Genomic DNA, 529 nt, shown 5'->3' with positions numbered 1-529 from the left:
GACATCGGCAACAGGATGCCGCCGAGCCTACTGCACGCGGGGCGCCGACGGACTCACATCGCCACTACATCGCCCGCACGGGACGCCCGTCAGCGTTGCTCATCCAGCCAATGCCGGCACCGCGTCGCGGGTGTAGCGCAGCAGCCGGCCACGTCCCGGGGCATCGCCCTCGTCATCGAACAGCCCGTACGACTCGTTCACCGCATAGCCCTGGGTGGCCATCGCACGCGAGAACGGACCGACGTTGCCGCGGCCGGGATCGGTGAGCAGCAGTTCGGCACTTGGCCGGGCGTGGCGCTGCATCATCGTGGCGATCTGCAGGGCATGGCCGCGCTCGTAGAGCACGTCGCTGCCGATGATCAGATCGAAGCGGCCCAGTGACGCATCCGGCAGCTCCCACGGCAGATCGCGATAGTGGATGGCCGGCAGATCGTTGAGGCCGGCGTTGTAGGCCAGGAACGATTCGGCCAGCGGGTGGTGATCGCTGGCCACTATGTCGGCGCCTCGCCGGGCCAGCACGAGGCTGGAC

1 protein-coding gene is annotated in these 529 nt (G+C 68.4%); it reads right to left on the bottom strand.

Annotated elements, in window-relative coordinates; translation table 11 throughout:
• Positions 1–99: 99 nt before the first annotated feature.
• A partial coding sequence (locus ACXJKJ_RS32040; protein ID WP_457395773.1) for a class I SAM-dependent methyltransferase occupies positions 100–529 on the bottom strand: 430 nt, incomplete at its 5' end.

This window comes from Roseateles sp. P5_E1 (assembly GCF_054049335.1).
The sequence above is the reverse complement of the archived record's forward strand: the minus strand, read 5'-3'. Positions and strand labels throughout refer to the sequence as shown.